General features: G+C 67.7%; 18 protein-coding genes. 6 read left to right on the top strand and 12 right to left on the bottom strand.

What is annotated here, in order from left to right:
- The first annotated feature begins 249 nt into the window (after positions 1-249).
- The 6 genes from H566_RS0109265 (at position 250) to H566_RS27405 (ending at position 12118) form a co-directional block, all read left to right on the top strand.
- A complete protein-coding gene (locus H566_RS0109265) occupies positions 250-1005 on the top strand; it encodes a (Fe-S)-binding protein (protein WP_028311220.1) in 756 nt (251 codons plus the stop codon).
- Complete coding sequence (locus H566_RS0109260) at positions 1002-1895, top strand: LutC/YkgG family protein (protein WP_084544914.1); 894 nt, start codon at positions 1002-1004, stop codon at positions 1893-1895. The genes H566_RS0109265 and H566_RS0109260 overlap by 4 nt, the downstream gene beginning before the upstream one ends.
- Before the next feature lie 125 nt (positions 1896-2020).
- A complete protein-coding gene (locus H566_RS0109255) occupies positions 2021-3445 on the top strand; it encodes a LutB/LldF family L-lactate oxidation iron-sulfur protein (RefSeq protein WP_034411305.1) in 1425 nt (474 codons plus the stop codon).
- Positions 3446-3549: 104 nt separating this feature from the next.
- On the top strand, positions 3550-6483 hold the full coding sequence (locus tag H566_RS0109250) for an FAD-binding and (Fe-S)-binding domain-containing protein (RefSeq protein ID WP_028311217.1): 2934 nt from the start codon (positions 3550-3552) through the stop codon (positions 6481-6483).
- Between the two features lie 70 nt (positions 6484-6553).
- The gene (locus H566_RS0109245) at positions 6554-8248 is read left to right on the top strand and encodes a lactate permease LctP family transporter (RefSeq protein ID WP_028311216.1); all 1695 of its coding nucleotides are present in this window, start codon (positions 6554-6556) and stop codon (positions 8246-8248) included.
- A 195-nt stretch (positions 8249-8443) separates the two neighbouring features.
- Positions 8444-12118, top strand: a complete 3675-nt coding sequence (locus H566_RS27405) for a PAS domain S-box protein (protein ID WP_051378437.1) — start codon at positions 8444-8446, stop codon at positions 12116-12118.
- A gap of 1 nt (position 12119) precedes the next feature.
- Here the strand turns inward: H566_RS27405 and H566_RS0109235 are convergent, their stop codons facing one another.
- The 12 genes from H566_RS0109235 to H566_RS0109180 all read right to left on the bottom strand — a co-directional run bounded on the left by H566_RS0109235 (position 12120) and on the right by H566_RS0109180 (position 24792).
- Positions 12120-13202, bottom strand: a complete 1083-nt coding sequence (locus H566_RS0109235; RefSeq protein WP_028311449.1) for a TRAP transporter substrate-binding protein — start codon at positions 13200-13202, stop codon at positions 12120-12122.
- Positions 13203-13293: 91 nt separating this feature from the next.
- On the bottom strand, positions 13294-13911 hold the full coding sequence (locus H566_RS0109230) for a hypothetical protein (protein ID WP_028311215.1): 618 nt from the start codon (positions 13909-13911) through the stop codon (positions 13294-13296).
- Between the two features lie 489 nt (positions 13912-14400).
- Entirely contained in the window at positions 14401-15483 is a 1083-nt protein-coding gene (locus H566_RS0109225) for a TRAP transporter substrate-binding protein (RefSeq protein ID WP_028311214.1), read from the bottom strand.
- Between the two features lie 94 nt (positions 15484-15577).
- Complete coding sequence (locus H566_RS0109220) at positions 15578-17356, bottom strand: TRAP transporter large permease (RefSeq protein WP_028311213.1); 1779 nt, start codon at positions 17354-17356, stop codon at positions 15578-15580.
- Complete coding sequence (locus H566_RS0109215) at positions 17353-17943, bottom strand: TRAP transporter small permease subunit (RefSeq protein WP_028311212.1); 591 nt, start codon at positions 17941-17943, stop codon at positions 17353-17355. Before H566_RS0109215 ends, H566_RS0109220 begins: the two co-directional genes overlap by 4 nt.
- Before the next feature lie 299 nt (positions 17944-18242).
- The gene (locus H566_RS0109210) at positions 18243-19100 is read right to left on the bottom strand and encodes a hypothetical protein (protein WP_156924354.1); all 858 of its coding nucleotides are present in this window, start codon (positions 19098-19100) and stop codon (positions 18243-18245) included.
- 44 nt (positions 19101-19144) lie between these two features.
- A complete protein-coding gene (locus H566_RS0109205) occupies positions 19145-19753 on the bottom strand; it encodes a hypothetical protein (protein WP_156924353.1) in 609 nt (202 codons plus the stop codon).
- 701 nt (positions 19754-20454) lie between these two features.
- Positions 20455-20628, bottom strand: a complete 174-nt coding sequence (locus H566_RS28910; RefSeq protein WP_156924352.1) for a hypothetical protein — start codon at positions 20626-20628, stop codon at positions 20455-20457.
- 120 nt (positions 20629-20748) lie between these two features.
- On the bottom strand, positions 20749-21633 hold the full coding sequence (locus tag H566_RS0109195; protein WP_028311209.1) for a hypothetical protein: 885 nt from the start codon (positions 21631-21633) through the stop codon (positions 20749-20751).
- A gap of 127 nt (positions 21634-21760) precedes the next feature.
- Complete coding sequence (locus H566_RS24025) at positions 21761-24010, bottom strand: TOMM precursor leader peptide-binding protein (RefSeq protein ID WP_051378435.1); 2250 nt, start codon at positions 24008-24010, stop codon at positions 21761-21763.
- Between the two features lie 59 nt (positions 24011-24069).
- Positions 24070-24441, bottom strand: coding sequence for a BMA_0021/BMA_0022 family TOMM bacteriocin (locus H566_RS0109185; RefSeq protein WP_028311208.1), 372 nt, complete (start codon positions 24439-24441; stop codon positions 24070-24072).
- Between the two features lie 9 nt (positions 24442-24450).
- Positions 24451-24792 (bottom strand): BMA_0021/BMA_0022 family TOMM bacteriocin, encoded by a 342-nt coding sequence (locus H566_RS0109180; protein ID WP_028311207.1) that lies wholly within the window; start codon positions 24790-24792, stop codon positions 24451-24453.
- Positions 24793-24811 lie beyond the last annotated feature (19 nt).

Genomic DNA, 24811 nt, shown 5'->3' with positions numbered 1-24811 from the left:
CATACCACGATAACGGATGCGTGTCGGGCCTGGCAGTGACTGCATTCAACCGGTCGGACCATTTTCACAGTTCGGCACAAACACGGGTTAACCCCAAGAAATTTGCCGTTGACCCACCGATCACGCTTGCCTAAATTCGTGCCCAGTCAGTTTTCTATTGGACTGACCAATTAACCAAGCAAGCCCCGATCGCCCTTCAGCCCACCCGGCGCGACGATCCTGACCTTGCTGAAGACCAGGACACACCCCATGGCCGACGCCGGCGCGAAACCCCGCGACGTCTATCTGTTCTCGACCTGCCTGCTGGACATGTTCATGCCCGAGGCGGGCCTCGACGCGATCACGCTGCTGGAGCGCGAAGGTTTGCGCGTCCATTACCCGCAGGGCCAGAGCTGCTGCGGCCAGCCGGCCTACACCAGCGGCCTGCCCGACGAGGCGCGCGTGGTGGCGCGCCAGCAGCTCGGCCTGTTCGACCAGCCCTGGCCGATCGTCGTGCCGTCCGGTTCCTGCGGCGGGATGATGAAACACCACTGGCCGACGCTGTTCGAGGGCACGCCCGACGAGGCGCGCGCCAAGCAGGTCGCCGCCCGCGTGGTCGAGCTGACCGACTTCCTGCGCAACGTGCTCAAGGTGCAATGGCAGGACCAGGGCGGGCCGGTGAAGGTGGCGGTGCATACCTCGTGCTCGGCGCGCCGCGAGATGAACGTGCACATCAACGGCTGGGCGCTCGTCGATGGTCTGACCAATGTGCGGCGCGTCGTGCATGACCATGAGAGCGAGTGCTGCGGCTTCGGCGGCACCTTCAGCATCAAGCACCCCGACATCTCGGGCGCGATGGTGGCCGACAAGTCGGCCGCGCTCGCCGGCACCGGCGCCGACGAGTTCATCACCGCCGACGGCGGCTGCCTGCTGAACATCAACGGCAAGCTCGCCAAGGACGGTCTCCGCTTCAAGGGCAGGCACATCGCGAGCTTCCTGCTCGAACGCACCGGGGGGAAGAAATGAGCGCCCACGCCACCACGCCCGCCGGCCACGGCGTCGCCCACGCGCCCGCATCGAGCGGCAGCCACGGCGCCGCGGCGCATGCCGGCCACCCGGCCCCGTCGGCACGCGACCGCATCCTCGGCAAGCTGCGCGCGGCCCGCGAAGAGACGCTGGCCGAAGCCGCCCGCCCCGTCACCGGCCCCGCGCCCGCCGAGCACACACGCGACGAGCATCACCTCGCGGCGCACTGGGTCGAGGCCGCCAACGGTGGTGACGTGGCCGGCTATTACTCCGCCGCGACGCCGCGCTGGTCGGCCGAAGAAAAGCTGCTGCGCTTCGTGCGCGCGATGCGCGCCGTGCATACCGAAGTCCATCTCGTGCGCGATGCCGACTGGCCCGCGAAGCTGGCCGAACTGGTCGCCGCCAAGGGCCTGTTGAGCCTGCTGGTCGCGCAGACCACGCCGCACGGCGCCCGCGCCGCCGAGGCGCTCGCCGCCCTGCCCGCCGCGCCGCGCCTGCTCGGCTACGACCGGCCGATCGAGCAATGGAAGGCCGAACTGTTCCGCACCGTCGATGCCGGCTTCACCGGCACGCGCGCGGCGATCGCCGAGACGGGCAGCCTCATCGTCTGGCCCGACGCCGCCGAGCCGCGCACGCAAAGCCTGGTGCCGCCGATCCACATCGCGCTGGCCGACGGCGCGCGCATTCACGCCAACTTCCACGAGGCCGTCACGCGCGAAGGCTGGGCCGCGAACGGCATGCCGACCAATGCGCTGCTGATTTCCGGCCCGAGCAAGACGAGCGACATCCAGCAGACCCTCGCCTACGGCGCCCACGGCCCGCGCGAACTGGTGCTGCTGCTGGTCGTGCCCGCCGAAATGGACATCGCCGCGCTGGAGGCCCGCCTGTGAACGCATCCGTGCAAGAACGCGCCGCCAAGGTCGCGCCCCACTTCCCGCCCGCGCTCGACGCCGCGCTTGCCGCCGGCCATCCCGCCCGCCCCGCCGGCGTGCCCGAGCCGCATCCCATCGAGTTCATGCCCTCGCGCCAGTTCAAGGCGCGCGCACATGAGGCGCTCGACAACAAGCTGCTGCGCCGCAGCTTCCGTGGCGCGATGGACTTTCTCCAGGCCAAGCGCGCGGCGCAGTTTCCCGACGCGGCCGAACTCGAAGCCCTGCGCCTGCTCGGCGAGCAGATCCGCCAGCGCTGCCTGAGCAAGCTGCCCGAGCTGCTCGAAAAGCTCGAAGCCAGGCTCACCGCCAACGGCGTGAAGGTGCACTGGGCCGAGACGCCCGAGGAAGCCAACACGATCATCCAGGGCCTCATTGCCGCCCGGAAGGGCACGCTGGCGCTCAAGGGCAAGTCGATGGTGAGCGAGGAGACCGAGCTCAACCACCACCTCGAAGCGCACGGCATCGTCGCGATCGAGAGCGACATGGGCGAGTACATCGTCCAGCTCGCGGGCGAGAAGCCGAGCCACATCGTGATGCCCGCGATCCACAAGACGAAAGTGCAGATCGCCCGCCTCTTTCACGAGCGCCTGCCCGACACGCCCTATACCGAGGATGTGGACGAGCTGATCCACATCGGCCGCCACGCGATCCGCGACCTGTACGTGCAGGCCGACGTCGGCATCTCGGGCGTCAACTTTGCCGTGGCCGAGACCGGCACGCTCTGCCTCGTCGAGAACGAAGGCAACGGCCGCATGTGCACGACCGTGCCCGACATGCACATCGCGATCACCGGCATCGAGAAGGTGGTCGAGCATCTGAGCGACATCCCGCCGCTGTACTCGCTGCTGCCGCGCTCGGCCACGGGCCAGCCGGTGACGACCTACTTCAACATGATCAGCAGCCCGCGCCGGCCAGGCGAGCTGGACGGCCCGCGCGAAGTGCATCTGGTGCTGCTCGACAACGGCCGCAGCCAGGCCTATGCCGACGCCCAGCTGCGCAAGACGCTGCAATGCATCCGCTGCGGCGCCTGCATGAACCATTGCCCGGTGTATGCCCGCGTCGGCGGCCATGCCTACGGGACGACCTACCCCGGCCCGATCGGCTCGATCATCTCGCCCCATCTGCTCGGGCTTGAGAACACCAAGGACCTGCCGACGGCGAGCAGCCTGTGCGGCGCCTGCGGCGAGGTCTGCCCGGTCAAGATACCGATTCCGGAAATGCTCATGCGCCTGCGCGAGGAAGCCGCACGCAACCCCGAGCAGACCGTCGCGCATGCGCTGCGCGGCCAGGGCGCGGCGCACAACCCGACCATCAGCCTCGCCTGGCGCATCTGGCGCTTCGTGCATGCCGGCGCGCTGCGCTACCGCGCCTACTCCTGGCTCGCGACGCGCTTCCGGCGGCTCGCGCCGAAGCAGCAGCTCGGCTGGACCATCCACCGCATCCCGCTCACCCCCGCCCCGAAGTCGCTGCACGACCTGATGCGCGAACGGGGCACGCCAGGACGCTGACCCGCCCCGGCCCACCGAGAGACCCCCGCCCGAATTCCGCATGCGGCATGCCGCAGGGCGGCGCTCGGCCTGACGAACACAAACAACCCTGCCCTCCCAACCTCATGTCGCCCCAGCACCAGGCATTCCTGAGCGCGCTTGAACAGCGCATGCCCCGCGCGCGGCTCATCACCGATCCGACGCGCACCCTCGCCTACGGCACCGACGCGAGCTTCTACCGGCTCGTGCCGCAGATCGTCGCCTACCCGGCGAACGAGGCCGAGGTGAGCGCCATCCTGTCGCTTGCCCACGCGCACGGCGTGGCCGTGACCTTCCGCGCCGCCGGTACCAGCCTGTCGGGCCAGGCGGTGACGGATTCAGTGCTGGTGGTGATGGCCGACGGCTGGACCGGCATCGAGGTGCTCGACGACGGCATGCGCATCCGCCTGCAACCGGGCGTGATCGGCCAGCATGCGAATGACGCGCTGCGCGGCGTGGGCCGCAAGATCGGCCCCGATCCGGCGTCGATCGCCACGGCCAAGATCGGCGGCATGGCTGCCAACAACAGCTCGGGCATGTGCTGCGGCACGGCGCAGAACGGCTATCACACGCTGGCCGCGATGCGCGTGATGCTGGCCGACGGCACGGTGCTCGACACCGCCGACGCCGCCAGCGTCGCCGCCTTCCGCGTGTCGCATGCCGAGCTGCTCGGCCAGCTCCAGACGCTCGGCAACTTCATCCGCGGCAATGCCGAACTCGAAGCGAAGGTGCGCCGCAAATACCGGTTGAAGAACACCACCGGCTACGGCATCAACGCCCTCATCGACTTCATCGACCCGGTGGACATGCTGGCCCACCTGATGATCGGCTCCGAAGGCACGCTCGGCTTCATCTCCAGCATCACCTACCACACGGTGCCCGACCATCCGCACAAGGCGAGCTGCCTGGTGCTGTTTGCCGAGCTGGAGGATTGCTGTCGCGCCGTCACCGCGCTCAAGGACGGTGGCGCCGTCGACGCGGTGGAACTGGTGGACCGCCGCTCCATCCTCGCCGTGCAGGGCAAGAAGGGCCTGCCCGGCTTCCTCTACGGCGAGCAGGCGCCCAACGCCGCCGCGCTGCTGATCGAGACGCGCGGCGCCGACGCCGCCGAACTCGCCGCGCGCTGCGCCGCCGTCGATGCGACCGTGGCCGGCTTCAACCCGAGCGCCAACAGCGGCTTCTCGACCGACCCGGTCGTGGGCGAGACCTACTGGGCGGTGCGCAAGGGCCTGTTCCCGGCCGTGGGCGCGGTACGCCCGGTCGGCACCACCTGCGTGATCGAAGACGTGGCCTTTCCGGTCGAGAAGCTGGCCGAGGGCGTGCTGCGCCTGACCGAACTGTTCGACCGCTACCGCTATGACGAGGCGCTGATCTTCGGCCATGCGCTCGAAGGCAATCTGCACTTCGTGTTCGCGCCGGGCTTCGAGAGCGAGGCCGAGGTCAAGCGCTACAGCGACTTCATGGACGCCGTGGGCGAACTGGTGGCGGTGGAATTCGGCGGCTCGCTCAAGGCCGAGCACGGCACGGGCCGCAATGTCGCGCCCTTCGTCAAGCTCGAATGGGGCGACGAGGCCTACGCGGTGATGTGCGAGCTCAAGCGCCTGTTCGACCCGCGCAACCTGCTCAACCCCGACGTCATCATCACGAGCAACGAGCGCCTGCATCTCGAAAACCTCAAGCGCATGCCGGCCGCCGACAGCCTGGTGGACCGCTGCATCGAATGCGGCTTCTGCGAGCCGGCCTGCCCGAGCAACGGCCTGTCGCTCACGCCGCGCCAGCGCATCGTGACCTGGCGCCGCATCCAGCAACTGCGCCGCGACGGCAGCGACGCCGCCCAGCTCGCCACGCTTGAAGCCGACTACCAGTGGGCCGGCCTCGACACCTGCGCCGCCACCGGCATGTGCGCGACGCGCTGCCCGGTCGGCATCAACACCGGCGATCTGGTCAAGAAGCTGCGCGGCGGCGCCAAGCATCCCGCGCTGGCCGAGAAGATCGAGGCCAACCTCGGCACGGTGGTCGGCACGGCGCGCGCCGGCCTGGGCGCGCTCAAGCTCGCGCGCGGCATCCTCGGCGCCGAGGCGACGACGGCGCTCAACCGCGTGGCGCACCGCGTGTTCCCGATGATCCCGGTCGCGCCGCCCGCCACACCCGGCGCCGCCGGCCCGTTGCCCGACGCTCCCGTCGGCCCGATGTCCAACACCGTGGTGTTCGCCACGCCCGCGCCGGCCGGCAACGGCAGCGCGGCTGGTGCCGGCGGCGCCGGCCGCGGCGTGCCGCCCGCGCGCCGGCTGGAGCCGGTGGTGTTCTTCGGCTCCTGCGTCAACCGCACGTTTGCCGAGCACGAGGCCGGCGCCAACCTCGCCGACAGCACCTTCAGCCTGTTCGCCAAGGCCGGCTTCGCGCCGCTGCATCTGGCCGACCGCAAGAGCCTGTGCTGCGGCCAGCCCTTCGAGAGCAAGGGCGCGACCGAAGCCGCCGACCGCGCCCTCGCCCGCACCGGCGCCGCCCTGCTTTCCGCCAGCGACAACGGCCGCATCCCGGTCTATCTCGACAACGCGCCCTGCGCGCTGCGGCTGATCGACGCCCAACGCGCCGGCAAGCTCGACGCCCGCCTGCAACTGCATGACGCCGTCGGCTTCCTCGCCGACAAGGTCGCGCCGCGCCTCGACATCGTGAAGCGCCTCGAACAGCTTGCGGTGCACATCCCGTGCAGCACCAGCAAGGCCGGCACCGGCGCCAAGCTCGTCGCGCTGGCGAAGAAGTGCGCCACGCAGGTGACCGTGCCCGACATCGCCTGCTGCGGCTTCGCCGGCGACAAGGGCTTCAACCTGCCCGAACTCAATGCCAACAGCCTGCGCCGCCTGAAGCCCGCGCTGCCGTCGGGATGCCGCACCGGCGTCTCGGCCAGCCGCACCTGCCAGATCGGCCTCGCCAGTCACGGCGGCATTCCCTACCGCAGCCTCGAAGCCCTGCTCGACGACTGCTCGCAGCCTGCCGCCGCCACCGTTTCAGTTTCGTAAACCCGCCCGCCAACCCACTTGACGCGCAGCGGCCGCAAGACGCGACGGCCGCACGCAGGAGATGTTCTTCATGCCCACCTGGATCCAGTCCTACACACCGCTGGGGAGCCTGACGCTGTCAGCCCTCGTTGCGGTCATCCCCGTCGTGTTCTTCTTCGTCGCGCTCGCGGTGCTGCGCATGAAGGGCCACATCGCCGGCACGATCACCGTGCTCATCACGCTCGCGATCGCGATCCTTGCCTACGGCATGCCCGTGGACATGGCGCTGGCCTCGGCCGGCTACGGCTTCTGCTACGGCCTGTGGCCGATCGCGTGGATCATCATCTGCTCGGTGTTCCTCTACAAGGTGACGGTCAAGACCGGCCAGTTCGACGTGATCCGCGCGTCGATCCTGTCGATCACCGATGACCAGCGCCTCCAGATGCTGCTCGTGGGCTTCGCCTTCGGCGCCTTCCTGGAAGGCGCGGCGGGCTTCGGCGCGCCGGTGGCGATCACCTCGGCGCTGCTGGTGGGCCTGGGCTTCAACCCGCTGTACGCGGCCGGCCTGTGCCTGATCGCCAACACGGCGCCCGTAGCCTTCGGCGCGATGGGCATTCCCATCCTCGTCGCCGGCAAGGTGACGGGCATCGACCCCTTCCTGATCGGCAAGATGGCCGGCCACCAGCTGCCGCTGCTGTCGGTGTTCGTGCCGTTCTGGCTCGTGTTCATGATGAACGGCCTCAAGGGCGTGAAGGACACCTGGCCCGCCGTGCTCGTGGCCGGCGCCAGCTTCGCCATCACCCAGTACTTCACCGCCAGCCACCTCGGACCGGAACTGCCGGACATCACCTCGGCGCTGGTCAGCCTGGTCTGCCTGACGCTGTTCCTGAAGGTCTGGCATCCCAAGGAAACCTTCCGCTTCGCGACCGCCGGCGGCGTGGGCGCCTCGGCCGTGGCCGGCGCGGGCATCACCACCGTGGGCGGTGGCAAGGGCAAGCCTTCGGGCTACTCGGCCGGTCAGATCATCAAGGCATGGTCGCCGTTCGTGATCCTGACCGCCATGGTCACGGTCTGGTCGCTCAAGGATTTCAAGGCGATGTTCGACAAGGGCGGCGCGCTCGCCAGCTTCGTCTTCAAGTTCGAGGTGCCGCATCTGCACAACCTCGTGATCAAGACCGCGCCCATCGTCACGAGCGACAAGCCCTATGACGCGATCTACAAGCTGGACCTGTTCTCGGCCACCGGCACCGCGATCCTGCTAACCGCGATCATCTCGATGATCATTCTCAAGATGAAGCCGGCCGAAGGCGTGAAGACCTTCTTCGAGGTGCTGAACGAACTCAAGCGCCCGATCTACTCGATCGGCATGGTGCTGGCCTTCGCCTTCGTGGCCAACTACTCGGGCCTGTCGTCCACGCTCGCCCTCGTGCTCGCCGGCACCGGCGCCGCCTTCCCGTTCTTCTCGCCCTTCCTGGGCTGGCTGGGCGTGTTCCTGACCGGCTCCGACACCTCGGCCAATGCGCTGTTCTGCTCGCTGCAGGCCACGACGGCCCACCAGGTCGGCGTGAGCGACACCCTGCTGGTGGCGGCCAACACCACCGGCGGCGTGACCGGCAAGATGATCTCGCCGCAATCGATGGCCGTGGCCTGCGCGGCCGTGGGCCTGGTCGGCAAGGAATCGGACCTGTTCCGCTTCACCGTCAAGCACAGCCTGTTCTTCGCCACGATCGTCGGCGTCATCACCTACGTCCAGGCCTACTACCTGACGGGAATGATTCCGCAGTAAGCACCGCTCTCTGACCGCCGATGCCATGTGCCCGCCATCCGGCGGGCGGTGTCGGACTTGATGGCCACGCTCCGCAAGGTGCGTGGCCTTTTTTCGTTGCCGGACGCGCGAATCGCGGGCTGTTTCCGGGAATGGGCCGCCGCGGCGCCCTCCTAGAATGCGAGCTCACCAGACTCGCAAGACCGGAGCGGAAACTTGTCATCGCCCCCCGGCCCCCAGCGGCCGAACGACGTCCCGACCGCCGAGCGCGCCACCGCGGGCGCGATCGCCCTCGCCTATGCCGCATCCTCGGCAGCGTGGATCTTCCTGTCGGATCTGGCGCTCGCGCGCTTCGTCAGCGATCCGTCCTTGCAGGCGCTGGTCGGCGTGGGCAAGGGATTGGGCTTCATCGGCCTCAGCGCCTGGCTGCTCTACCGCCTGCTGCTGCGACGCGGGACCACGGGTCGGTCCCCGCGCGCGACGCGCGGCCGCCCCCATTTTCTTGGCACCGCGACGCTGCTGCCGGCTCTGGTGATCGCGCCGCTCACGCTGCTGGGCATCTATCTGTCCTACGTCCAGCACCGCGACACGGCCTTCGCGCGCATCGAGGCGGTGGGCGATCTGCGCACCCATCAGCTCGGCAACTGGCTCGGTGAACGCCTGTCCGACGCACGCTTCGTGCGCGACAACCGGGTCTGGGCCGATCTGGCGCGCCGCTGGCGCGATGGCGATGCCGCCGCCCGAAGCGCGCTGGCCGAACAGCTCGATACCCTCCGCTCGGTGCATCCGGTCGACGATGTCGCCCTGCTCGGCCCGGACGGTCGGCCGTTATGGTCGACCGACACCGGGATCGACCGCATTCCGCCCGAACTGGCCGCCGGCCTCGGCTCGGCACTGAGCCGGCCGCTCGACGGCTCGGCCGACGCGGTGGCACGCGGCGAATACGTCGGCCCCTATCTCGACGCAGACGGCCGCCCTCGGCTCGACTTCATCGCCGTGCTGACCGGCCGCGACGGCGAGGCCGTGGCCGCCGTGGTGATGCGCATCGATCCGCTGCGCACCCTCGAACCGATGCTGGCCGACTGGCCCGGCCAGTCGCGCACCGGCGAGACCGCGCTCTACCGCTACGAAGGCGACGAGCTGCGCCTGCTGTCGGCCCCGCGTGGCGGTCAGCACGAGCCGCTCGCGATCCGCCTGCCGGTCACGGGCGGCAGCTCGCTGGCGGCGCAGTTCGTGCGTGGCCAGCTGCATGCCGGCGAATCGGGCTGGGGCCGCGACTACCGTGGCGATGCCGTGCTGGGCGTGGTCAGGCCGGTACCCGACAGCGACTGGCTGGTCGTCGCCAAGATGGATCGCGCCGAACTGCTCGAAGGCACGCTGCGCGACACGCTCTGGGTGGTGCTGGCTGGCGTGGCCGCGTTCATGCTCGCCGCCAGCGTCATGCATCTGCGCCAGCAGCAGCGCGAACTCGCCGACGAGCGCAACGCGCGCGAAGCCCAGGACTCGCGCGTGCGCACGCTCAGCCTGCTCGACAGCCTCGTGCACAGCACCGACGACGCCATCTACGCCAAGGACGAGCAGGGCCGCTACCTGCTGTTCAACGAGGCCGCCGCGCGCCATCTCGGCCGCGGCGAGGCCGAGGTGCTCGGACGCGACGACCGCAGCCTGCTGCCGCCCGCCGAAGCGGCCGCGGCCATGGCCATCGACCGCCGCGTGATGGAGACCGGCCGCACCGAGCGCTACGACATGCACCTCGTCAGCGGCGGCGAGACCCGCGTGCTCTCCACCACCAAGGGCCCGCTGCGCATGGGCGACAGCATCATCGGCGTGTTCGGCATCTCGCGCGACATGACCGACCGCGCGCGCGACCGGGAACGCCTGCGCCAGCTCTCGCGCGCGGTCGAGCAGAGCCCGGAAAGCATCGTCATCACCGATCTCGCGGCCAACATCGAGTACGTCAACGACGCCTTCGTGCGCGTGAGCGGCTGGAAGCGCGACGAGGTCATGGGCCGCAATCCCAAGCTGCTTCAATCGGGTCGCACGCCGCGCGAGACCTACACCGAGATGTGGGCCACGCTCACCGCGGGACGGCCCTGGCGCGGCCAGTTCTTCAACCGCCGACGCGACGGCAGCGAGTACACCGAGATCGCGATCATCACGCCGCTGCGCGACGCCGACGGCAACATCAGCCATTACGTCGCCGTGAAGCAGGACGTCACCGCCCAGCAGCGCGACCAGGCCGAACTCGAAGCCCACCGCCACCGGCTGGAGGAACTGGTCGAGAGCCGCACCCGCGAGCTGGCCGAGGCGCGCCGCAAGGCCGAAGACGCCAACCGCGCGAAAAGCGAGTTCCTGGCCAACATGAGCCACGAGATCCGCACGCCGATGAACGCCATCCTCGGTCTGGCGCGGCTGCTGCGCCGGGGCGGCGCCACGCCCGAGCAGACCGAGAAGCTCGGCAAGATCGACGCCGCAGCCAACCATCTGCTGTCGATCATCAACGACATCCTCGACCTGTCGAAGATCGAGGCCGGCCAGCTCAGGCTCGAGCAGACCGATTTCGCGCTCGGCGCGGTGCTCGACCATGTGCGCTCCATCATCCAGCCCCAGGCCGAGGCCAAGCGCATCGAGCTCGTGGTGGAGGCCGAAGGCGCGCCGGCCTGGCTGCGCGGCGATCCGACCCGTCTGCGTCAGGCACTGCTCAACTACGCGGGCAATGCGGTCAAGTTCACCGAGCACGGGCGCATCGTGCTGCGCGCCGAGATCGTCGACGAGGCCGACGACGAGGTGATGCTGCGCTTCGAGGTGATCGACACCGGCATCGGCATCGACCCGACCGAGCTGCCCCGGCTGTTCCAGGCCTTCGAGCAGGCCGACGCCTCCACCACGCGGCGGCACGGCGGCACCGGGCTCGGGCTGGCAATCACGCTGCGGCTCGCGCGGCTGATGGGCGGTGACGCCGGCGCGAGCAGCGAACCCGGTATCGGCAGCCATTTCTGGCTCACCGCCCGCTTCGCGCGCGGACGCGCCGGCGTGACGACCGAACCGAGCCTGGGCGCGCTGCGCGCCGAGACGCTGCTGCGCGAGCGCCATGCTGGCCAGCGCGTGCTGCTGGCCGAAGACCATCCGGTCAACCGCGAAGTCGCGGTCGAGCAGCTCATGGTGGTGGGACTCGCCGTGGATGTGGCCGAGGATGGCGCGATCGCCGTGCGCAAGGTGGAGAACGCCGACTACGCCCTCGTGCTGATGGACATGCAGATGCCGCATCTCGACGGCCTCGACGCCACGCGCGCGATCCGCGCCCTGCCGGGGCGCGCGACCCTGCCCATCATCGCCATGACCGCCAATGCCTTCGAGCAGGACCGCGAAGCCTGCGCCGCCGCCGGCATGAACGACTTCGTCACCAAGCCGACCGATCCGCAGACGCTCTACGCCACGCTGCTGCGCTGGCTCCCCGCAGGCGGCGCCAGCAGCGCGGCCCGGCCGGCGATCACCGCCGATCCCGAATCGCTTGCACTCGACCGGCTGCGGCGCATTCCGGGCCTCGACACGCGCGCCGGCCTGGAACTCGTGTGCGGCAACAGCGCGACCTATGTGCGGCTGCTGCGGCTGTTCGCCGACACCCACCGCGACGATCCGGCCCGGCTGCGCGAGGCCTCGGCCGATCCGGCCCGGCTCGCCGTCCTGGTGCACACGCTCAAGAGCGCGGCCGGCAGCATCGGTGCGCAGCTCGTGCGCGATGCCGCCACCGCGCTGGAAGCAGCCCTGCGCGCGCCGGCGCCGCACGGGCACGAACCCGCCGCGCCCGACACCGACGACGTGGCGGCACTGGCCGATCAGGTCGCCCGGCTCGTGACGGCGCTGGAGTGCGCCTGCGCCGTCAACGCCTGAATCAGAGCGACGCCGCCTGCATGTAGCGGTCGAAGCCCGCCTCGCAGAAGCGGAACCACAGGTTCTGGTCCTTGCGGAACGCCGAATAGTCGGCGTAGACCTTCTTCCAGTGCGGGTTCTTCTCGCTCAGCTCGTTGCAGATGTCCATCGTGTGCTTGAAGGCCGCGTCCAGCACGTCCTTCGGCATGCCGACCACCTTGGTGCCGGCCTGCACGAGTTGCTTCAGCGCCGCCGGGTTATGGGCGTCGTAGCGCGCCTGCATCCACACGTGGGCGCTGCTCGCGGCCGCTTCGAGCACCGCGCGGTACTCGGCCGGCAGCGCGTTCCAGGCCTTGCTGTTGATGAAGAAGTCGAGCTCGGGGCCGCCTTCCCACCAGCCAGGGTAGTGATAGAACGGCGCGACGCGCTGAAAGCCGAGCTTCTGGTCGTCGTAGGGCACCGTCCATTCCGCCGCGTCGATCGCGCCCTTTTCGAGCGCCTGGTAGATCTCGTTGCCGGGCAGGCTCTGCGGCACGCCGCCCATGCGCTCGACGATCTTGCCGGCGAAACCCGAGATGCGGATCTTCAGACCCTTCATGTCGGCCACCGACTTGACCTGCTTGCGATACCAGCCGCCCATCTGGGCGCCCGTGTTGCCACCCGGCAGGTTGACGATGTTGTAGTTGCCGTAGAACTCGCGCATCAGCTTGAGGCCGTTGCCCTCGAACATCCACGCCGTCATCTGACGCGAGTTGAGGCCGAAGGGAATCGCGCAGCCGATGGCGAAGGTGTCGTCCTTGCCGAAGAAGTAGTAGGGCGCGGTATGCGCCATCTCGACCGTCTCGTTCTGGACCGCGTCCACCACGCCGAAGGGCGGGACGAGCTCGCCAGCCGCGTGCACCGAGATCTGGAACTTGCCGCCGGTCATGTCGGACACCTTCTTCGCGAGGTGTTCCGAGGTGCCGAACAGCGCATCGAGCGACTTGGGGAAGCTGGAGGCCAGACGCCAGCGGATCGTCGATTGCGAATGGACCACGGCCGGGGCGGCACCCGCGGCCAGGATGCCGGCCACGCCGGTCTTGCCAATGAAAGCGCGTCGCTGCATGCGCGTACTCCTGAGCGTTCTTGGATTGCGCCGCGCGCACACGCACGCGGGGGACGCGATGGTAACTGCGCCGACCTGTCGTTCCGACCGTTCAGAAACCCGTCGGTCGATCGTCGTCAAGCCGCACGCGCACCGCCACATGGACAATCTCGCGCCCGAACAGCACGTTGCGCACCCGCAGTCGCTCGTCGCTCGTGAGACGGCGCAGCCGGCCATCCGGCAGCCGCGCAAGACTGCGCCGCGTGAGCGTCACCTCCACCTCGGACCACGGGAAGCCGGCCTGCTCCACCTCGAGGCCGGCGATCTCGGTCGTGCCCGCGCCGGAGGCGATGCCCAGCATGTCGGCAATCTCGGCGCGCCAGGCGCAGATGCCTGCGCGCCCGCGATCCGTCGCCGCGCTCAGCTCGCGGTCCAGCGGCACGATCTCGTAGTTCACGTCCTCGGCGTAGCGGGCGCAGTTCTCGCGCGCCGGTTCCTGCATCTCGGCGTGGTCGGGCGCCAGCCAGCGCGCCACCGATTCGGGCTGGAGCCGCTGCCAGCCGAGCACGAAGTACAGGCTCGACAGCAGCATGAGCAGCAGCAGCCGCCTGACGAAGGCCCGTTCGTGGGCGCGGAAATCGGGCGCCGGACGATGCGCCGGCCATTTCGGCGATTCCTGGATGCGGTCCGCCGCGTGCGTTTGCGCGGACCATTGGCCGTCGATATCCATCGATTCGACCGTTTCTTTCGGCAGCCCTGACATGTTTCTCTGATTCCGAGGATGAGGCCCTGCAATGCCCGGCGAATTGCGGAAGCACATTCGATCGGTTGATTGCAACACCAAACACAATCCTTTTACATCTTGGGCGCCGAATCCAATCCCGCACCGGCATGGGAAAGAGAAATAGTCGGCAATTCACTTGCGAATGCACGCTCACGCCGCGACGGGCCGCCACAGGGCCGGCAAATCCGTCACGCTTGCCTGCGGAAACACGTCACACGGCACGACGGGCGACAGCACCAACGACATCCGCCTCGCTCCTGAAACCGCCGTCATGACCTGCCAGCAGGCCGGGCCGGAGAAAGGCCGATTCCGTGCGGAATTCATTGTTTCCGCTGTGCCAGCCGGGTTTGTTCAGTCCAAATGCAAAACGGCCGGCATCTCGCGATGCCGACCGTTCCGGAGATTGCCCGGCCAATCAGGCCGGAAATCGGTCAATTACAGCTGCACCGATTGCATGTAGCGATCGAAGGTGGCCTCGGTAAAGCGGAACCAGAGGTTCTGGTCCTTGCGGAAGGCCGCGAGGTCTTCGTAGATCTTCTTCCACTCGGGATTCTTGGCGTTCAGCTCGCTGTAGATGTCCATCGAATGCTTGAAGGCCGCATCCATCACGTCCTTCGGGAACGGGACGACCTTGGTGCCACCCGCGACGAGCGTCTTGAGCGCGATCGGATTGCGCTGGTCGTACTTGGCCTGCATGTCGATGTGGGCGTAGGCCGAAGCCGCCTCGACGATGGCCTTGTATTCGGCGCTCAGCCCTTCGTAGGCCTTGTGGTTGATGAAGAAGTCGAACTGCGGACCGCCTTCCCACCAGCCCGGATAGGCATAGAAGCCGGCCACCTTGTTGAAGCCGAGCTTCAGGTCGTCATACGGGCCGATCCATTCGGCCGCGTCGATCGTGCCCTTTTCGAGCGCCTGGTAGATCTCGCCACCCGGCAGGCTCTGCGGCACGCCGCCCATGCGCTCCAGCACCTTTCCGGCAAAGCCGGAGATGCGCATCTTCAAGCCCTTGATGTCCTCCAGCGACTTGACCTGCTTGCGGTACCAGCCACCCATCTGCGCGCCCGAGTTGCCGCCCGGGAAACTGATCATGTCGTACTTGGCGTAGAAGGCGCGCATCAGCTTGAGGCCGTTGCCCTCGTACATCCACGCCGTCATCTGGCGTGAGTTCAGGCCGAACGGAATCGAGCAGCCGAGGGCGAAAGTGTCGTCCTTGCCGAAGAAGTAGTAGGGCGCCGTGTGCGCCATCTCGACGGTGGCCTGCTGCACGCCATCGACGACGCCGAAGGCCGGCATCAGCTCGCCAGCCGCATGCACCGAGATCTGGAACTTGCCGCCCGACAGCTCGCCCACCTTCTTGGCGAACACTTCGGCCGTGCCGTAGATCGTGTCGAGCGACTTCGGGAAGCTCGACGCGAGTCGCCAGCGCAGCGCGGTCTGGGCATGGACGATGGCCGGCGCGCTGCCGGCGGCCAGGATGCCGGCGAGGCCGGTCTTGCCGATGAACGATCGACGTTCCATTTGCTGCTGTCTCCTCGGGTGGTGGCCGGGAGCTTGCCCGGCCGGGGATCGGTGGCGGCACGGACCTGCGAACCGCGCCGCGGATTTCTCGATCTCAGTTCTTCTTTTCGTTCTTGAGTTCGCGTTCCAGAGCCTTCATCGGGTCTTCCTCGGGCGCCGGCTCGGTGGCCGGCGCGGCGGGAGCGGCACCGTCGGACCTGGGAGCGGCACCGGGTTCGGCGGGCGTCTCGTAGGGCTGGGGTGCGAACGGGTCTTCGCCGCCGGGCGTGGTCATTTCCTGGAGCGCCTTGTCGGGGTCGATCGTGCCGGCCTCGACCGCCGTGGTGCCGACGATGCCCGGGAAGGCGATGATCAGACCGACCATCACGATCTGGATGATCACGAAGGGCACGGCGCCCCAGTAGATCTGCGTGGTCTCGATGCGCGCCACCTGCTTGCCGGTGATGCGGTCGATGTAGTCCTTGATGGGCGCGACCGAGCGCAGATAGAACAGCGCGAAGCCGAACGGCGGATGCATGAACGAGGTCTGCATGTTGACCGCGAGCAGCACGCCGAACCAGACGAGGTCGATGCCCAGCTTCTCGGCCACCGGCCCGAGCAGCGGCACGACGATGAAGCTCAGCTCGAAGAAGTCCAGGAAGAACGCGAGCACGAAGATCAGCAGGTTCACCACGATCAGGAAGCCGAGTTGGCCGCCGGGCAGCTGCGTGAGCAGATGCTCGACCCAGCGCGGCCCATCGACGCCCTGGAACACGAGGCTGAACACCGTCGAGCCAAGCAGGATGAACACGACGAAGCACGACAGCTTGAGCGTGCTGTCCATCGCCTGCTTCATGAGCTTGATGTCGAGCCGGCGGCGCGAGAAGGCCATGATCAGCGCGCCCACCGCGCCCATCGCGCCGCCTTCGGTCGGCGTCGCGACGCCGAGGAAGATGGTGCCGAGCACGAGGAAGATCAGCGCCAGCGGCGGGATCAGCACGAAGGTCACGCGCTCCGCCATGTTGCTCAGCAGCCTGAGCCGGAACAGCTTGTTGGCGAGCGACAGCACGAAGGCGATGCCGATGCCCACGCACATCGAGGTGACGATGAGTTCATCGGTCGGCGTCGCGGCCGGGCGCGACTTCGCGAAGAAGATCGCGGCGGCGGTGGACACCACCGTCAGCACGCCGAGCGACTTCAGGCCGCTCGTGCCGTCGTCCTCGCGGATCGTGCGCGCCTCGGCCGGCAGCGCCGGCGCCATCTGCGGCCTGAAGATCGTGACGAGCAGGATGTAGCCGACGTACAGGCCGGTCAGCACGAAGCCCGGAACGAAGGCGCCCTTGTAGAGGTCGCCCACGCTCTTGCCGAGCTGGTCGGCCATGATGATCAGCACCAGCGACGGTGGAATGATCTGCGCCAGCGTGCCCGACGCGGCGATCACGCCCGAGGCGACGCGGCGGTCGTAGCCGTAGCGCAGCATGATCGGCAGCGAGATCAGCCCCATCGAGATGACCGAGGCCGCGACCACGCCCGTGGTGGCCGCGAGCATCGCGCCGACGAAGATCACCGCATAGGCCAGACCGCCGCGGATCGGGCCGAACAGCTGGCCGATCGTGTCGAGCAGGTCTTCCGCCATGCCGGAGCGCTCCAGGATGAGCCCCATGAAGGTGAAGAACGGGATCGCCAGCAGCGTCTCGTTCTGCATGATCCCGAAGATGCGCAGCGGCAGCGCCTGCATCAGCGACGGCGGCAGCACGCCCAGCTCGATGCCGACGATCGAGAAGAACAGGCCGCAGGCCGCGAGCGAGAACGCGACCGGAAAGCCGACCAGCAGAAAGAAGATCAGCCCGCCGAACATCACGGGCGCCATGTTGGACGCGAGGAATTCCGTCATTTGGCCGCCTCCTGCTGGGCACGCAGGAACTCGGCGAGTTCTTCCTCGGCCGTCTTGCCTTCGGTCTTCATGCCCGGATCGGGTGCCTTGCCCGCCAGGAAGGCGAGCCGCTTGATGAACTCCGACACGCCCTGGAGCCCCAGCAGCGCGAAGCCGACCGGAATCAGCAGATAGGCCGGCCAGCGGATAAGCCCGCCCGAACTCGCCGACATCTCGCCCGAGTTGAGCGCGCGCAGGAAGAACGGAAAGCCCAGATCGAGCACCAGCAGCACGAAGGGCGCGAGAAACACCACGAAGCCGAACAGCTCGACCTTCACCTGGGTGCGACGGCTGAACTTGGAGAGCAGCACGTCGATGCGCACATGTTCCTGCCGCAGCAGCGTGTAGCCCGCGCCGAGCAGGAACACGCCGGCGAACAGGTACCACTGGATTTCGAGGAAGGCGTTCGAGCTGTAATTGAACGCCTTGCGTACGGCGGCATTGACGGCGCTGATGACGACCGCCGCGAGCACGAGCCAGCCCACGGCGCGCCCGACCCGCTCGTTGAGCGCGTCGATACCGTGAGCGAATCGCAGAAAGGGACTCACTCTGTCTCCACTTGTTGGTTTGGCCAGCGACGGATGGCCACTGGTTTGGTGGTGTGACCAGCGTGTCGCGCCGGCACGTGGCGAGTGTCCCGGACAATTGCAATGAAAGGCAACCGAATAACTACTTACCCCCGCGGCCGCTCAGGGAAGACGGTGGAATTGCCCCGCCGGGCGGTTGAGCACTTCGGATCGCGCGATCGTGAGGGAGTCACATGGTCAGTGGTCGGACCAATATGGCTCATCGCGCCATCGAGGCAGGTCTCGAACCCACCGCCGCTCCCGGAATGTGCGCGGCGGCGTCAGTCGAGCAGCCGGCACAGCGCGTCGATCGCGCCGAACAGCGTTGCGCACAGCGCGCTGCTGTCGCCGAAGCCGTCGCGCAGATGCTCGAACTGTCCGGTCCACAGCACCCTGCCATCGTCGCAGCGCGACAGGCGCAACGCCGCCCGCGCCACATCATCGACATGACGGATGCTGCCTTCGAGCAGGCAGTAGTCCTGATCGGCGTTTTCGAGCATGCGCAATTCGGTCGGGCGGTCATGAAAAAGCACCTGTCGTCCGCCGGGAGCGGCTCGCGCCGCAAGCCGCTGGCGCAGTTCATCGTTGAGTTGTGCACCAAAGGCCAGTCCGGCCGGATCGCAGTCGTGACAGATGAGCGGCGTCACCAGGAACAGGCGACGCCGAGACTCCGGAGCGTCGAAGCCGGCCCGTGGATCATTGGCCGGCTGGGTCTCGGCGATGAGCGAGTCATGCAGGGGCTGACGCTGGAAGCTCGCCACGTAGGCACCGTTCGGCACGCTGATGCGCAAGGGGTCGGCGGCGCCCTCGTCGCGGTAGTAGGCCGCCAGCTTGTCGCGCAGGCGGCGCGCCTGTACCCGCACGATCGGATCGAGGCCCGGGTCATAGCTGGCGGGCTCGCGGTCGAAGACGGTCAGTCCAATCGCCATTTCGCTCAGTTCCCGACGGCTCGCGCCGCGCAGCGTCGCATCGACGATATGACGCAACAGGCGACGCAACCGGCGCGCCCGGGCAAACGATGCCGAGCCGATGACCCGCTCAAGACATTCGACAGCAAGCTCGTGATCGGAAGGCCCGGGCACCGCGTGGGTCGGAAGCAGCGGGAGCGGCGCGTGCAGCGGGAGCAATTCAAGATTCATTTCTGTTTCCTCCATGAATCGGATGCTGGAATTGGGCTTCCGCATCACTGGACCTGCATATCCGTGCCACGGAACAATTCGATCGACCGGCGCTGGTCATTGCCTCGAATGACGGCCACGGCGCCGTCAACCACGCGCATCTGCGTGGCAAGAAGATCAATGTTGTCGAGACGATCCCCGGGAGACACGCCCGGCGGAATCACCGCGAGATAAAAAGGTTGACGCAGATTTTCCCGGCGCACCTGCCCGGGACGAATGACGAATGGCGGATAGATCGCCGCAGAGTCATTGAGCACCGACACCCACAGCTCATCCTGAGTGCGATTGCCGACCTGCACATTCCCGTAGTTGACCGATTCAACCTGAATCGTCCGCACCGCGATGCTGAGTTGCGATTGCCCCTCGACATCGCAATCTAGGCCTACCTCGTCGAATTCGACATGTGGAACGATTTCCCTCTGCGCAATGCCGACTTCCGCACGGGAATGAATTTCGAAGCGGTGACGACGGTCAATCTGCACAATCGCCGGGACATCCGGCAGCAGCGAAATCACCTTCCAGGCAATCGTGCCCAGCGCCGCCTGCATGATTGGCCGCTTGAATATCGCCACGGAGACAATGCCGGGCTCGGAACTGCGATTGATTAGGGTCATCCTGCACATGGGCTTCGGGCTTTCGCGTCTGGCTATCCTGCGTTGATCCCGAGCCATGAAGCGGACTGCCGGCCCGGTGAGGCCAATCTGCTCATCGAGCGTCTGCGGCGCCTTCCGGAAACCTGCCGACGAGTTCCGGCAGACGATTCCGTGATTTTTTTCACGCAAAGTGCCTGACTAACCGAGGCCGATCCGCCGAGGCATCCGGACAGGTCATCGACCGCCGGAACCGCGGCTCACCGCGAAACGGATTCAGGAGCAGGTATGAGGGCCTGGATCGAGCGGTAGCCGGCCCATTCATTCGCAGAATGCGAAGCATGATTACCGGAAACGAGGGCCAGCCATTCCCGTCTGATCGACAGGGATGCCTCGTTGATTGCAGGCATCCATCTCCCGCATCGGCCATGCGAAATCCAAGACTGCGAGAGAGAAAGTCAGTCACATTGCGGGCGAAGGCATATTCGTGAAGTCAGGCGATGAGTGGATCGAGAATTGCGCGGAATCCCTCGAGAATCAGGAAGTGAACGAACAGCCCACATTCAGACCCGAGTTCCGCAATTGATGCCATTCCAGCCGCAATCGAATGCAAGAGCAAGAATCAGTCACGACAAAACAAGACCCCCGACCGCAATCGATGCGGCCGGGGGTCCGGACAAGCCCTGAATTTATGAATTACGGAATGATCTAATCAGGAGCAGCATTCATTCATGATCAGGATCATGCTGTGAAGGCGGATCACTGGCCGGAAAGCTTTCCTCGATACTTTCATCGACAAGATCCTCGGAGTGATCCTGTTCCGGGCGATTCTTGCTGATGTCATCCTGAATTGACTCGTCAGGATTGACAGCAGGTTTTCTTACGGTCGGGGTGTTCATTCATTCTCCCTTTCGTCATTTGCCGGGCTGCGATGCGGCCTGGCGGAAGAATGAGCCTGCACGTATCGACTTGCGGCGGGGGAGCAGGCGGGTGGACTGTTACAGCACACAGGCCGTCAGTCAGCACAGCAGCGGGCGCAGCGTGCCGATCGCGCGGATGACGGCGGCGCACAGGGCCTCCTGGGCGGCAAGCTCGTCGTCGATGGCCTCGTCGAACTGACCTGCCCACAGGACGCGGCCGTCATCGGCGCAGGACAGGCGCAGCGAGGCACGGGCGCGATTACCGGCGCGCCGGATGCTGCCTTCGAGCACATGAGCACGACCGTCACCGCCAGGCGCGCGGCGATCCGTCGTTCCGAGACGGGTACGAATGGCCAGCGGCACACCGCTGTGCGCCTCGGCTTCATAGACACGGGCGATGGCGCCGATCAACTCCTCGTTGACGCCATCCACGAAACGGTGGTCGCGCGGTTCGACATTCAGGCTGACAAGCGGCGCCACGATCAGCTCGCCGCTCGCTCCGGAAGCGGGCGTGAGGCTGGCGGCCGGCGCGGCGAGCAGGTCATTGCTCGCGGATGCTCGGCGGCCGGCGACATGGCCAGGGGGATTGAACGGGACCGACTGGCGAAACACGGCAACGTAACCGCCACAAGGCACGACGATCTGCCAGGCATCGTCGCGGCCATCGGCCTCGTAGTAGGCGGCGAGCTTGTCGCGCAGGCGGCGGGCCTGGACGCGCACGATCGGGTCTTCGGCCGGGTTGTAGGTGGCGGGATCACGGTCGAACACCGCCAGCCCGATGGCCATCTCGCTGAGTTCGCGGCGCTGGCCCGCGAGCGTGGCATCGACGATGTGCTGGATGAGTCGCACGAGGCGACGCGAGCGGATGAGCTGGGGCGAATTCAGCAGTCGCTCCATCAGCACGCGAACCGTGCCCGGCTCGGGAAAGCCGCCGGTGGCGGACTGGATTGCGGATGCCTGCGACTGCGTGACGTGATGCGCCATCTCTGATCTCCGGTGTCATGTGCTTTGAAGCTTTCGCTCCGACGTACACATGCTCGTTTCGACCGTTGGTACGCTCAATTACCGTTCATTACGTTTCACCGCGCCGAATCCGTGCAAGGGCGCCGCTTCACAGGAAAAGCGGCGCCGGATTGAGTCCGGCCTCGGTGACGGGCGCCTGGAGCCAACCGAGCGCGATCGGCACGTCGTACAGCCGACCCGGGCCGAAGCGAGGCCAGAAATGGCGCAGCCCGGGCACGATCACCTGCACGACCGCCAGCTCGATGTCGGGCCGGGTCTTGTCCACCATCCAGGCGGTCAGGCCCGCGCCGGCGAGCCGGTCGACGATCAGGCGGATGTCGTCGCGCAAGTCGTGGCCACTGTCGATGCGTTCGATCAGCTGGCAGCAACCGGCGGGCGCGAGGAAGTCGGCCACGGGCAGCAGCCCCTGATCCCAGGGATGCGGCGCGTCGGGTCGCGCGTCGAGCAGCTGGTTCAGCTCGGTGAAGGCGCGCCGCGCCGCGAGCCGGGCGCCGAGATGGCAGCCGAAGCCGATCGCATGCCGGTCGAATCCGGCGTGATGCGCGACGGCTGCGTACACGGGGATGCCCAGGTCATGCGTGAGGTCGATGAGGCGCGGCGTCCAGCCGGCGGCGGCATAGTCGGCACGCATCTCGTCGATCCACGGATCGGCCAGCGCGTCGAGGTCGACGGCCGGCCGGTGCAGACGGTGGTACCACCAGATCGCGGTCGCGTCACGCTCGATCAGTTCGAGCAGGCCCTGGAATACCGCTTCCTCCAGGCAGTTGCCGGCAGCGGTGCCATTGGGGTTGTAGATGCCCCAGGCGCTGCCCTGCCCCGGCGGCGTCTCGGCGTAGCAATAGGCGAGCGGTACCTGGGCGCGGCGTCGGCCGTCGAGTGTCCAGGCCGGTGTCCAGGCCAGCGGCGCGCGGTCGTCGGGCGGCAGCGGAACCTGGCGTCGGCGGTCCGGGGTGAGCGCGTTGATGCTGTCGCGGCGCGCGTACTGGTCGGCGCTGAAACCCTGGAGCAGCCCGAAATCGAGCACCTCATGGCCGGCCTCGACCAGATCGGCGCGGGTCGCGAGCAGCGCGGGCTCGTCGCCCTGCCAGACGCTGCTCGCGCGTTCGAGCGCCTCGCACAGCGCGCTGGCCATCGACTGGTCATCGGTCTGCCCCTTGCCGGCGCAGACCTTGTCGAACGGGTTCTCGCCCGAGAACTCCTGGGGGCAGACCTGATAGCCGGACACATAGACCTTGCGCCGTCCGGCATGGCGTCCGGGCATGGGATGGAGGTAGTTGACGACACCGGTGATCGGACTGAGCAGGCGGCGGTAACGCTCCAGCGTCGCACGCGGTTCGCGGATGCGGTAGCCGGCCTCGGCACGCCAGGCAATGTCGGTGCTGGCCAGGACCGGCGGCCGCTCGGCGCGTCGACGCAGCAGATCGGCATCGCCGCAATGCGGGCACTGCGGGCGGCGCCGGACCGCGTGAGGCTGGGTCTGGAGCGTGGCGAGATCGAGCGCGAGCAGCGCCTCGCGCAGGCGCGGACTGCCGGCCAGCGCCTGCGCGATCGCCAGCGCCGCGATACCCGCGACGGCCGACTGTCCGGCGCGGCTGCGCAGCGTGGGCGCCGTGGCGCAAGCACCCAGCTGATGCTCGACGAAACGCTGCACCGGCCGGTTCCAGCGCAGGGCATGGGCGAGACAGTGCCAGCACGGTCCGCCCGTGACGCCGAGCAACGGCCCGACCGTCGGCATCACGCCCGAGAGCTTCACCGGTAGCACCGGGCCGCGCCCATCGGTGCACAGGCGCTCGACATCGGGATGCAGCAGGTCGTCACAGACGATCACGCGCAGCGCAGCGCCGTCATGCCATTGCGCGAGCTGGACGCCTGCCGTCTCCAGCGCGCGACGCAGCAGCGCGGCACTGTCGGGGACGATCTCGACGCTGTCGCCACGGCCCGGCGTGTTCGGCAGCGTGGCCATCACATGGCGCATGCCGCCGCCCGCCGTGACCACGTACACGCCGCGCGCGAGGCGCCGGGGTGCCTCGGGCAGGCCGATCAGCTGCCAGAACGGCGCGTCGCCTGCCTGCCGGCGGGCATCGACGAGATAACCCGCCTGCTGGAGCTGGTCGAGCAGCGACCGGAAATCGTTGAAATCGAGCCGGGGCGCGAGCCGATGCGCCAGCTCGCCCACCGCACATCGGCCATCGATCGCGCCCAGCAGCACGACCACACCCGCCCCGTCGAGCACGACGCGGCGGATCTCGGACTGGACGATGACCGAACGGTCATCCAGCGCGACCGCGGTGTACTGCGGCGCGAGTGTCGGCACGGCGGCCGGATCGAGTGAAAGCATGTGCGCTCATGCCGCGCGCGTTCGGGCGCGCGCGGCAATCTCCGTTGCGCCGGGGGCGCTCAGCAGCAGGTGAACAGGTAGGTCGGGCTCGCGTCGTTGTAGGCCGCGAAGGCGATGCCGCGTTCGGCAAGCTTCTCGGGCCGCTTCGGCACGCCGAAGCTCGCCATGATCGGCGGCAGGGTCCAGCGGCTGCCCTTGACGGGCGATTTGCCGACATTCCAGCCGAACTCGGGGCCCTCGGCCGCCTCGACCGACAGGTCGAGAATCCATGGGCACTGGTAGGCGAAGTTGCGCCGGAGAGCCTCGGTCGGATCGGCGAGCAGTTCGCGGTGGAACTCGGGACTCTCCCAGGCAAGCGCGACGGCGCGAAGCCAGACTTCCTGGAACTCGAGCAGGGTTTCGTAGGACGGCAGTTCGTTGTTGCGTGGCATGTTGGTTCCTCAACCCAGGAAGGTCAGGTGGTAGCGGTTGTAGTCGGCCAGGGCCTCGATGCGCTCCTCGACCGGCGGCGCGGGCGGCAGCACCATGCGCAGGCGGTTGTTCTTGAGCACCTTCCAGTCGGCCACCGTGGTGGGCAGCCATTCGTCGGACTCGGTATCGATCTCGATCGCGATCTTGAACGGCACCTCGTAGCCGAAGTGTTCGAGCAGCGCGGCGCGCGGATCGGCCACCAGCTCGCGGTAGAAACTTTCGTTGCTCCAGGCCTTTGCAATCGCTTGCATGATGACTGCCCGGTATTCGAGGAACTTGTCGTAGGTCCCGTGCTGCGCCTTGTTGGACATCGTGGGTGTGCTCCGTGGG

The organism is Derxia gummosa DSM 723, from assembly GCF_000482785.1.
GTDB classification, from domain to species: domain Bacteria; phylum Pseudomonadota; class Gammaproteobacteria; order Burkholderiales; family Burkholderiaceae_E; genus Derxia; species Derxia gummosa.
Note: the sequence above shows the minus strand (reverse complement) of the source record. Positions and strands in the feature narration are given on the sequence as shown.

What these genes read in the sequence shown, in the direction of transcription:
- H566_RS0109265 (WP_028311220.1), top strand. Translation starts at nt 250, where the DNA reads ATGGCCGACGCCGGCGCGAAACCCCGCGACGTCTATCTGTTCTCGACC.
- H566_RS0109260 (WP_084544914.1), top strand. Translation starts at nt 1,002, where the DNA reads ATGAGCGCCCACGCCACCACGCCCGCCGGCCACGGCGTCGCCCACGCG.
- H566_RS0109255 (WP_034411305.1), top strand. Translation starts at nt 2,021, where the DNA reads ATGCCCTCGCGCCAGTTCAAGGCGCGCGCACATGAGGCGCTCGACAAC.
- H566_RS0109250 (WP_028311217.1), top strand. Translation starts at nt 3,550, where the DNA reads ATGTCGCCCCAGCACCAGGCATTCCTGAGCGCGCTTGAACAGCGCATG.
- H566_RS0109245 (WP_028311216.1), top strand. Translation starts at nt 6,554, where the DNA reads ATGCCCACCTGGATCCAGTCCTACACACCGCTGGGGAGCCTGACGCTG.
- H566_RS0109235 (WP_028311449.1), bottom strand. Translation starts at nt 13,202, where the DNA reads ATGCAGCGACGCGCTTTCATTGGCAAGACCGGCGTGGCCGGCATCCTG.
- H566_RS0109230 (WP_028311215.1), bottom strand. Translation starts at nt 13,911, where the DNA reads ATGGATATCGACGGCCAATGGTCCGCGCAAACGCACGCGGCGGACCGC.
- H566_RS0109225 (WP_028311214.1), bottom strand. Translation starts at nt 15,483, where the DNA reads ATGGAACGTCGATCGTTCATCGGCAAGACCGGCCTCGCCGGCATCCTG.
- H566_RS0109220 (WP_028311213.1), bottom strand. Translation starts at nt 17,356, where the DNA reads ATGACGGAATTCCTCGCGTCCAACATGGCGCCCGTGATGTTCGGCGGG.
- H566_RS0109210 (WP_156924354.1), bottom strand. Translation starts at nt 19,100, where the DNA reads ATGAATCTTGAATTGCTCCCGCTGCACGCGCCGCTCCCGCTGCTTCCG.
- H566_RS0109205 (WP_156924353.1), bottom strand. Translation starts at nt 19,753, where the DNA reads ATGACCCTAATCAATCGCAGTTCCGAGCCCGGCATTGTCTCCGTGGCG.
- H566_RS28910 (WP_156924352.1), bottom strand. Translation starts at nt 20,628, where the DNA reads ATGAACACCCCGACCGTAAGAAAACCTGCTGTCAATCCTGACGAGTCA.
- H566_RS0109195 (WP_028311209.1), bottom strand. Translation starts at nt 21,633, where the DNA reads ATGGCGCATCACGTCACGCAGTCGCAGGCATCCGCAATCCAGTCCGCC.
- H566_RS24025 (WP_051378435.1), bottom strand. Translation starts at nt 24,010, where the DNA reads ATGCTTTCACTCGATCCGGCCGCCGTGCCGACACTCGCGCCGCAGTAC.
- H566_RS0109185 (WP_028311208.1), bottom strand. Translation starts at nt 24,441, where the DNA reads ATGCCACGCAACAACGAACTGCCGTCCTACGAAACCCTGCTCGAGTTC.
- H566_RS0109180 (WP_028311207.1), bottom strand. Translation starts at nt 24,792, where the DNA reads ATGTCCAACAAGGCGCAGCACGGGACCTACGACAAGTTCCTCGAATAC.